Origin of the sequence: Thiorhodospira sibirica ATCC 700588 (assembly GCF_000227725.2) — a bacterium.
GTDB classification, from domain to species: Bacteria; Pseudomonadota; Gammaproteobacteria; order Ectothiorhodospirales; family Ectothiorhodospiraceae; genus Thiorhodospira; species Thiorhodospira sibirica.
This window is the reverse complement of the sequence record NZ_MU255056.1, coordinates 1,616,193-1,624,294: the sequence shown is the minus strand read 5'-3', so window position 1 is coordinate 1,624,294 and position 8,102 is coordinate 1,616,193. Positions and strand designations below refer to the sequence as shown.

At 55.8% G+C, this 8,102-nt stretch carries 10 protein-coding genes; 9 read left to right on the top strand and 1 reads right to left on the bottom strand.

Annotation, left to right across the window (positions count from 1 at the left end; all coding sequences use genetic code 11):
- The 9 genes from THISIDRAFT_RS07750 to THISIDRAFT_RS07710 form a co-directional block, all read left to right on the top strand.
- Nucleotides 1-260, top strand: a 260-nt coding sequence (locus THISIDRAFT_RS07750; RefSeq protein WP_221913976.1) for a transposase, incomplete at its 5' end; no start/stop codon positions are given.
- A gap of 233 nt (nt 261-493) precedes the next feature.
- Nucleotides 494-1,642 (top strand): ABC transporter substrate-binding protein, encoded by a 1,149-nt coding sequence (locus THISIDRAFT_RS07745; protein ID WP_006788022.1) that lies wholly within the window; start codon nt 494-496, stop codon nt 1,640-1,642.
- 101 nt (nt 1,643-1,743) lie between these two features.
- Complete coding sequence (locus THISIDRAFT_RS07740) at nt 1,744-2,619, top strand: branched-chain amino acid ABC transporter permease (protein ID WP_006788023.1); 876 nt, start codon at nt 1,744-1,746, stop codon at nt 2,617-2,619.
- Nucleotides 2,619-3,629 (top strand): branched-chain amino acid ABC transporter permease, encoded by a 1,011-nt coding sequence (locus THISIDRAFT_RS07735; protein WP_006788024.1) that lies wholly within the window; start codon nt 2,619-2,621, stop codon nt 3,627-3,629. Before THISIDRAFT_RS07740 ends, THISIDRAFT_RS07735 begins: the two co-directional genes overlap by 1 nt.
- Nucleotides 3,630-3,945: 316 nt before the next feature.
- Nucleotides 3,946-4,743, top strand: coding sequence for a TOBE domain-containing protein (locus tag THISIDRAFT_RS07730; protein ID WP_006788025.1), 798 nt, complete (start codon nt 3,946-3,948; stop codon nt 4,741-4,743).
- Between the two features lie 30 nt (nt 4,744-4,773).
- Nucleotides 4,774-5,538: a molybdate ABC transporter substrate-binding protein gene (gene modA, locus THISIDRAFT_RS07725; RefSeq protein WP_006788026.1), complete on the top strand. Its 765-nt coding sequence runs from the start codon at nt 4,774-4,776 to the stop codon at nt 5,536-5,538.
- Nucleotides 5,539-5,626: 88 nt separating this feature from the next.
- A complete protein-coding gene (modB, locus tag THISIDRAFT_RS07720; RefSeq protein WP_006788027.1) occupies nt 5,627-6,319 on the top strand; it encodes a molybdate ABC transporter permease subunit in 693 nt (230 codons plus the stop codon).
- The gene (gene modC / locus THISIDRAFT_RS07715; RefSeq protein WP_006788028.1) at nt 6,316-7,386 is read left to right on the top strand and encodes a molybdenum ABC transporter ATP-binding protein; all 1,071 of its coding nucleotides are present in this window, start codon (nt 6,316-6,318) and stop codon (nt 7,384-7,386) included. The genes modB and modC overlap by 4 nt, the downstream gene beginning before the upstream one ends.
- Nucleotides 7,387-7,458: 72 nt before the next feature.
- Complete coding sequence (locus THISIDRAFT_RS07710; RefSeq protein WP_006788029.1) at nt 7,459-7,683, top strand: hypothetical protein; 225 nt, start codon at nt 7,459-7,461, stop codon at nt 7,681-7,683.
- A 157-nt stretch (nt 7,684-7,840) separates the two neighbouring features.
- Here THISIDRAFT_RS07710 and THISIDRAFT_RS07705 read toward each other — a convergent pair.
- Nucleotides 7,841-8,102 (bottom strand): hypothetical protein (locus THISIDRAFT_RS07705; protein WP_006788030.1); only part of this gene is annotated, 262 nt, incomplete at its 5' end.

Sequence of the window (8,102 nt, the reverse complement as noted above, 5' to 3'; positions counted from 1 at the left end):
AAATCTGGGTTGACGGCGGCTACCGTGGACGCCTGGTTGACTGGGTTGCCCAGCGCTTTCGTTTCGTCTTGACGGGGGTCTTGCGTCCCAAGGAGCGCCGAGGGTTTGTTTTGTTGCCGCGACGCTGGGTTGTTGAGCGGACCTTTGGCTGGCTGAACCACTCACGCCGTCTGAGCAAGGACTACGAGCGCTTGATGTCGAGCAGCGAAGCCTGGATTTATCTCGCAATGATTCGACTGATGGCTAACCGCTTGGTTTGAGGCGGTAGTTTCCAAACAGCTTCTTACAGTTTCTCCACAGACTAACCCCGCCAGCCCGGCGGTTAAAATAAAGATAGCATCCATGTATAATAGAGAGCAAGCTACCAAAGAGGAGGCGTCGGGAACAGGAGGCTTGCTTCGCACGCCGCGCTATCCCTCCCCGGCCTGAAGGCCGGGGTTTCCCGCGCAAACTGATGAATAAAACAGATTACGCTTTTTGGGGAGGGGTTTAGATGCACGGTATTTTTCGGTTGAGTATGGTGTGGCTGGTGCTGGTCTTGGGGCTGTGGGTCCCGGCGCAGGCCGCCGAGCCGATCAAGATTGGGGCCTTTGTTTCCGCCACGGGTCCGGCGGCGTTTTTAGGTGATCCGGAGCTTAAAACGCTGGAGATGTATGTGGCGCGTATCAATGCGGCGGGGGGCGTGTTGGGGCGGCCTTTGCAGCTGATTCATTATGATGATGGCGGCAATGCCTCGGAGGCACGCAATTATGCCAGTCGCCTGATCCGTGCTGATCGCGTGGATTTTATTATCGGCGGTAGCACCACGGGCACGACCATGGCCGCCGTGCCGATGATTGAGCAGGCGCGTATTCCGTTTATCTCTATGGCTGGGGCGATTGTGATTACCGAGCCGGTCAAGCCGTGGGTGTTCAAAACCCCGCAGTCTGATCGCATGGCGGCGCAGCGTATTTTGGCGGATATGCAGTCCCGTGGCATTACCCGCGTCGGGCTGTTGTCGGGCACTGATGGCTTTGGCAGCTCAGGACGGGCGCAGACGCTGGAAGTGGCTGGCGATTTTGGGATCGAGATTGTCGCGGATCTGACCTATGGGCCGCAGGATACGGATATGACCGCGCAGCTGACGCGCATTCGCAATACTGCCGGGGTGGAGGCGCTGCTTAATTTCGGCTTTGGTCAGGGGCCTGCGATTGTCACCCGTAACTATGCCCATCTGGGCATGACCTTGCCCTTCTATCAATCACATGGGGTTGCCTCGGATCGTTTCCTCGAACTGGCTGGCGCGGCTGCGGAAGGCATCCGTTTGCCCGCCTCGCCCTTGCTGGTGCCTGACGATCTGGCCGAAGATGATCCGCAGCGCCCGGTGGTGCAGGCATATAAAGAGGCCTTTGAGGCACAATGGAATATGCGCGTCTCTACTTTTGGGGGCTATGCCTATGATGCCCTGATGCTGGCGGTCAAGGCCATTGAAACCGCTGGGACGACCGAGCCCGGCGCAGTGCGTGATGCCCTGGAGGGCATTCGCGGACATGTGGGCGTGACCGGGATTTATTCTTTCAGCCCGACCGATCACATGGGACTGGCGGTGGAGTCTTTCCGCATTCTCGAAGTTCGCGATGGGCGCTGGGTTTTGATCGACTAAGCCTGGCATTGGCTGTGGTAGACTAGGCCCCTTTTTGGGGTCTTTCCTGTGATAACGCCCCCGCTGTGGGGCGTTTTGCCATCCGCTGATAACAAAACGCCATGCTTGCTGAATTTTTACAATATCTGTTTTCCGGCATTACCACCGGGGCCATTTATGCCTTGGTGGCGCTGGGGTTTACCCTGGTTTATAACGCCAGCCATGTGATCAACTTTGCCCAGGGCGAGTTTTTGATGATCGGTGGCATGGCCACGGTTTCCTTGCTGGCACTGGGGATTCCCCTACCGCTGGCCATTTTCATGGCGATATTGCTCGCCGGAATACTGGGTATCTTATTGCAGCGCCTGGCCATTGCCCCGGCCAAACACGCCGATGTGATCACCCTGATCATCATCACTATTGGTGCCTCGATTTTTTTGCGCGGCCTGGCGCAGCTGATCTGGGGCAAAGAGCTGCACGCCCTGCCCAGCTTTAGCAGCACCGAATCCTTGCACGTCGGCGGCGCGGTGATGTATACCCAAAGCCTGTGGGTGTTGGGGATTGCCACGGTGATTGTGCTGGCCCTCGTGGTATTTTTTAAATACACCTTAATGGGCAAGGCCATTCTCGCCACCTCCATGAACAAACGAGCGGCGCAACTGGTCGGCATCCGTATTCAATGGGTCTTGATGATTGCCTTTATGCTCGCCGCCACTTTGGGCGCTGTGGCAGGGGTGGCGATTGCCCCCATTTCCTTTACCACCTATGACATTGGCATCATGCTGGGCCTGAAAGGCTTTGTGGCGGCGGCCATCGGTGGCCTGGGCAGCGGCGTGGGTGCGGTAGTGGGTGGCTTGTTGCTCGGCATTGCCGAGACCATGACCGCAGGCTATATCTCCTCGGAATATAAAGACGCCGTTGCCTTTCTTTTGATTCTGCTGATTTTATTTTTTATGCCACGGGGCCTGTTTGGTAGCCGTGTCGCGGAGCGTGTCTGATGCGCCACATGCATTCCCGCTGGGGTTCACAGATCAGCTTTCTGAGCCTGGCGCTGGTGCTGGTCGCTTTGCCCTTTGTCATGCAAAATGACTTTCACTTCGACATTGCCACCCAGATTGCCATCATTGCCGCCACCGTCGTTGGGCTGAATCTTCTGGTCGGTTTTGCCGGGCAGGTCAGTCTCGGCCATGCGGCATTTTTTGCCATTGGCGCCTATAGCAGCGCCATTCTCACCAGCCGTTACGGCTTTACCCCATTGCCCGCCATGCTCGCCGGGGCGGTGGGCGTTGCCGTGCTGGCACTGATTCTGGGTAAACCGATCCTGCGTCTCAAAGGGCATTATCTTTCCATGGCCACGCTCGGTCTTGGGATTATCATTGCCATCATCATTAACAACGAAGGCTGGCTCACCGGCGGCCCGGATGGTATCCCGGTGCCCCCGCTGTCGGTTTTTGGCATGGAACTGAGCATTTTTGAGCAATATGAAATCGCCGGCTACACCCTCTCGGGGACGTTGCTGTGGTATATCCTCGCCGCTGGCCTGTTATTGGTGGCCGTCTGGATTGCGCAAAACCTGATTGATTCGCCGATAGGACGCGCCTTGCGGGCCGTGCATGGCTCTGAGGTCGCCGCCCGGGTTGTGGGCGTAGACACCACCCGCTATAAAGCGCTGGTCTTTGTCATTTCCGCAGTTTACGCCAGCGTCATGGGCAGTTTTTTCGCCCATTATTCGGGTTTTATCACCCCACAGATTGCCTCGTTTCAACACTCCATTGAACTCATCACCATGGTCGTTCTCGGTGGTATGGCCTCTACCTATGGCGTCATCCTCGGCGCGGCCTTGCTGCTGTTATTGCCGCAACTGCTCACCGATTTTCAGGATTATGAAATGATGATGTTCGGCCTGATCCTTATGCTTACCATGATCTTTATGCCCAAGGGCCTGCTGCCGACTTTTCAGCAAATCCTGCGCCGCGCCCTGCGACGCTCGCCAAAAACTGACCCCTAGCCGGATATTCATCCTGGGCGCGCCGAACCTCCGCTTTGCATCATGATAGCGGCATTTCCAGCCGCGCCTTTTTCAGGCAGCATCTGGAAATGCCGCCTGGCTTGGGCCTACCGCAGTGTGTTTGGCCATCCTCACAATGTCGCAAACCCCACACACCAGATGCCTACCCCTTTGATAAAAAATCACTGAAAGTCAATTAGTTAAGGCTTTGGCGCTTTTTGGCGCAACAAATGCTTTATGTCTCAGCGGCCAGCGGGTTTACTGTTGCGCTCTGCGTTATATACCTGTAAACATAACGAACCTGCGAAAACATGCCATGACACCTGAAATCGACGGTCAGTTCTGCTTCAAGCTCAACGGCCAACCCTTTCTTAGCAGTCGTCGGATCGCCTTGCTCGAACAGATTGCCGCGACAGGCTCGATCTCGGCGGCGGCGCGGGCGATTGAGATGAGTTACAAGGCGGCCTGGGAGACGATAGATGCGATGAATAATCTGGCCGATGAGCCGTTGTTAGTGCGCCAGGTGGGTGGCAAACATGGCGGAGGCACGCAGTTGACCGCGTATGGCTTACAGGTGATTGCGCAGTACCGGGCCGCTGAACAGATATATCAGCAATTTTTGCAGCAGATGAGTCAATCCAGCGGCGAATTAGGCGATGTTTGGACATTAATGAGGCGATTTTCTATGAAAACCACCGCAAGAAACCATTATCAGGGGCAGGTTGCCCGGATTACCCAAGGCGCGGTGAGCGACGATGTGACGGTGGATCTGGGTCATGATTTACACATTCACGCCATGGTGACCCATGAGGCCAGCGAAGAATTGGGGCTGGCGGTTGGGCGGGCGGTGCATGTGCTGATCAAGTCTTCCCTGGTGATGCTGAGTGAGGCAAGCCAAGCGATGCGCATCTCGGCACGCAATCAGCTCAAGGGGGTTGTGAGTCACATTCAGGCAGGACCGGTCAACGCAGAGGTCAAGCTGGAACTGGGGCAGGGGCGAGTCATCACCGCGATTGTCACTCGCGAGGCGCTAGAGGAGGGCTGGCTGACACAGGGCGCACCGGCCTGTGCGCTGATCAAGGCCTCGCATGTCATCCTGGCCGTCAATGATTAAATAACGCTCATGCAAAGAGGCTTAATTATTATGAAAATACGATATATGTTTTTTGTAGTGTGGCTGGCATTGACCATCCCGAGCGTCTCGGCGGTTGAGCTGCGGGCTGCCGTGGCGGCCAATTTTCTGGGCACCTTGCAGCAACTGACTCAAGTCTATGCCGAGCAGACCGGGCATCACATCCATCTCAGCAGTGGTTCATCGGGGGCGTTGTATGCGCAGATTGTCAACGGCGCGCCCTTTGATCTGTTTTTTTCCGCCGATATAGAACGTGCCAAGGCGCTGGTTGATAACGACCTGGCATTGGAAGCATCGCGCTTTACCTATGCCATCGGTGTGCCTGTGCTGTGGTCGAGCAAGCCAGATTACCTGGATGATCCTGTCGAGCGACTGCGCACCGGTTCCTATCGTTTCCTGAGTATCACTGATCCGCGTAATGCGCCCTATGGGGTGGCCGCACAACAGATTTTTGAGCATCTTGGCATCTGGGAATCCTTAAATCGCCAGGGGCGGCTGATTCGTGCGCAAACGATTACGCAGGTCTATACGCAAGTGGCCTCCGGTGCAGCGGAGCTGGGGGTTGTCGCGTTGGCACAGCTTAATCAAATACAAAAAGACGGGGTGATTCCCGGATCGCACTGGATCCCACCGGCTGAATGGTTTACTCCCATCGAACAGCAAGCCGTCATTCTCAAACGAGCCACCGATGCCGATCAAGCGCAGCAATTCATGACATGGATGCGCAGCCCGGAAGCGGTGAAAATCATTGAAGAAGCCGGCTACGCCCTGCCCTAACAGCCGTGGCGGATGCATCTTGTATTCGCATAGTAGCTTGTGCGGCATCTGGAAGATGCCGCCACACCACACTTTCCGGAAATAGCCCATGTTAGGCATCAGCGATAATGATCTTATGGCCTTATGGGTCACGTTCAAACTGGCCGCCATCAGCACCGGCATATTATTGGTCGTGTGCGCGCCCATCGCCTGGTGGTTAGCGCATACCCGTTGGCGTGGCAAGGTTTTTATTGAAGCACTGGTTACCTTGCCGTTGGTTTTGCCACCTACCGTGCTGGGGTTTTATCTACTGATTTTGCTAGGCCCGCACGGCTGGGTAGGCGGTACGCTTGAATCTATGGGCTTTAATCATCTCGCCTTTAGTTTTACAGGTCTGGTGATTGGCTCGATGATTTACTCGCTGCCCTTTGTCATGCAGCCCTTAACCAATGCCTTTGCGGCGGCGGGGGGACGTGTTTTGGAGGTTGCCGCGACCTTGCGTGCCTCACCATTAGATCGGTTTTTTACGGTGGTTGCGCCCTTGGCACGACGCGGCTTTCTAACCGCTGCGGTGCTCTCTTTTGCACATACCTTAGGCGAGTTTGGCGTGATTATCATGGTCGGTGGCAATATTCCGGGACAAACGCAAGTGGCCTCCATTGCCATTTATGATCATGTGGAGGCGATGGATTATGCCGCCGCCCATGCCTTGGCATTGGTATTGGTGGTGTTGTCCTTTTCTCTGCTGTTGAGTGTGTATGCGCTGAACAAGAAATTCAAAGTCGTTGGGGTGGGAACATGAGTATCGAGGCGAGGTTTTATCTTGATCGGGGCGCATTTACACTGGATGTGGATCTCACCATCCCAGCCCAGGGCGTCACCGCATTATTCGGTCGTTCCGGTTCCGGTAAGACAACCATCCTGCGCTGTCTGGCAGGGCTTGAGCGCATTGCCAAGGCGTGGCTTACATTCAACGGCGAGGTATGGCAAAACGAGCAATTCTTTTTGCCGGTACACAAGCGTCCCTTAGGCTATGTGTTTCAGGAAGCGAGCCTGTTTCCACACCTGGAGGTAAAACGCAATCTGCTGTATGGATATCAGCGAATTGCTAAAGAACATCGACGCATACAGCTGGATGAAGTTGTCAGTTTGCTAGGTTTGAGTGAACTGCTCACACGTTACCCGGAGGCGCTTTCTGGTGGACAGCGACAACGTGTTGCCATTGCAAGAGCACTGCTGACCAGTCCGCAACTGTTACTCATGGACGAGCCTATGGCCTCGCTTGATGCAAGCAGCAAAGGCGACATTCTGCCTTATCTGGAACGTCTGCATGATGAGCTTTCCATTCCGGTGGTGTATGTAAGCCATTCCATTGAAGAAGTGGAACGCCTTGCGGATCAGATGATCCTGCTTGAGCAAGGCAAAGTGCTCGCCCAAGGTACCTTGCAAGATCTCTTAAGCCGCACCGATTTACCGCTGGCGCATAGCGAACATGCCTCGGCGGTACTTGAGGGGCATATCGGCGCTCATCATGAGGCAGATCACTTAAGTGAGGTGGTCTTTAATGGTGGGCGGCTGTGGGTGACAGAGCAGGCACGCGCTATCGGTGCGCCGGTGCGGGTGCGCATTCTTGCCCGCGATGTTTCCATTGCCCTTACTCCCCCACAGGCAAGCAGCCTGCTCAATGGGCTTGAGGTGCGGTTGCTGGAAATCAGCGCCGATCCACATCCGGCACATATCATTTTGCGTCTGCAAGTGGGAGAGCAAATATTACTGGCACGCATCACGCAACGTTCCTGCAAACACCTCAATCTGGCCCCCGGACAAACGCTGTGGGCCATGATTAAAGGCGTTGCGGTAAGCGGATAACACCAGGCCTGTATTGACGACTTCGCACCGTCGCGCCATCCTCACAGCATCGACACCGAAACAAAGACTGCCATGACGACACCATCCCACGCCCTTGCCTGGATGCACACCGACACCCCACGCCGCAGCGCATTATTGGCACTGCCGGGACAAGGCGATCCCTTTGACCGTTATAGCCTGGCGTGTACCTTGGTACTGGCATTGCATGAGGTGGAGCACACGCTACAACCTTCGCTAAATGCCAGCCTGGGCCTATCTGTCGACCTGGGAGCGCGTAGCACCCGCTACGCCCTGTGACCGCGCAGCACCAGCTGCGCATTTGATACGCTTTAAACCCCACGAGGCCTGCGGCCTCGGTGCACAGCTGGTGCTGTGCGCTCCCAGGGGGGGGCTTGTCTTTAAACCCCCACGAGGTCTGCGGCCTCGATGCGCAGCTGGTGCTGTGCGCTCCTGGTTACTCCACGTCCCACGCTTTTAACTGTTTGAGCACATGAAGATTCAAGGCACGCAGGTTGGAAACCCGCCGTCCGTCGATGTTGCGCTCGTGGGGTTGGTCACTGAGCAAGATGCCATGCGCCCGCAGTTCCCGCTTAAACGCCGGGATGGAGTATTTCAGTAAGGCTTGAGCAGTGTCGGTGTGTTCTCTCAGATATTGCAGGATGTGGTTTAAACGCACCAAAACCACGGGTTGATCTTCGATGCGATCTCGGTGGAAG

What these genes read in the sequence shown, in the direction of transcription:
- THISIDRAFT_RS07745 (WP_006788022.1), top strand. Translation starts at nt 494, where the DNA reads ATGCACGGTATTTTTCGGTTGAGTATGGTGTGGCTGGTGCTGGTCTTG.
- THISIDRAFT_RS07740 (WP_006788023.1), top strand. Translation starts at nt 1,744, where the DNA reads ATGCTTGCTGAATTTTTACAATATCTGTTTTCCGGCATTACCACCGGG.
- THISIDRAFT_RS07735 (WP_006788024.1), top strand. Translation starts at nt 2,619, where the DNA reads ATGCGCCACATGCATTCCCGCTGGGGTTCACAGATCAGCTTTCTGAGC.
- THISIDRAFT_RS07730 (WP_006788025.1), top strand. Translation starts at nt 3,946, where the DNA reads ATGACACCTGAAATCGACGGTCAGTTCTGCTTCAAGCTCAACGGCCAA.
- modA (WP_006788026.1), top strand. Translation starts at nt 4,774, where the DNA reads ATGAAAATACGATATATGTTTTTTGTAGTGTGGCTGGCATTGACCATC.
- modB (WP_006788027.1), top strand. Translation starts at nt 5,627, where the DNA reads ATGTTAGGCATCAGCGATAATGATCTTATGGCCTTATGGGTCACGTTC.
- modC (WP_006788028.1), top strand. Translation starts at nt 6,316, where the DNA reads ATGAGTATCGAGGCGAGGTTTTATCTTGATCGGGGCGCATTTACACTG.
- THISIDRAFT_RS07710 (WP_006788029.1), top strand. Translation starts at nt 7,459, where the DNA reads ATGACGACACCATCCCACGCCCTTGCCTGGATGCACACCGACACCCCA.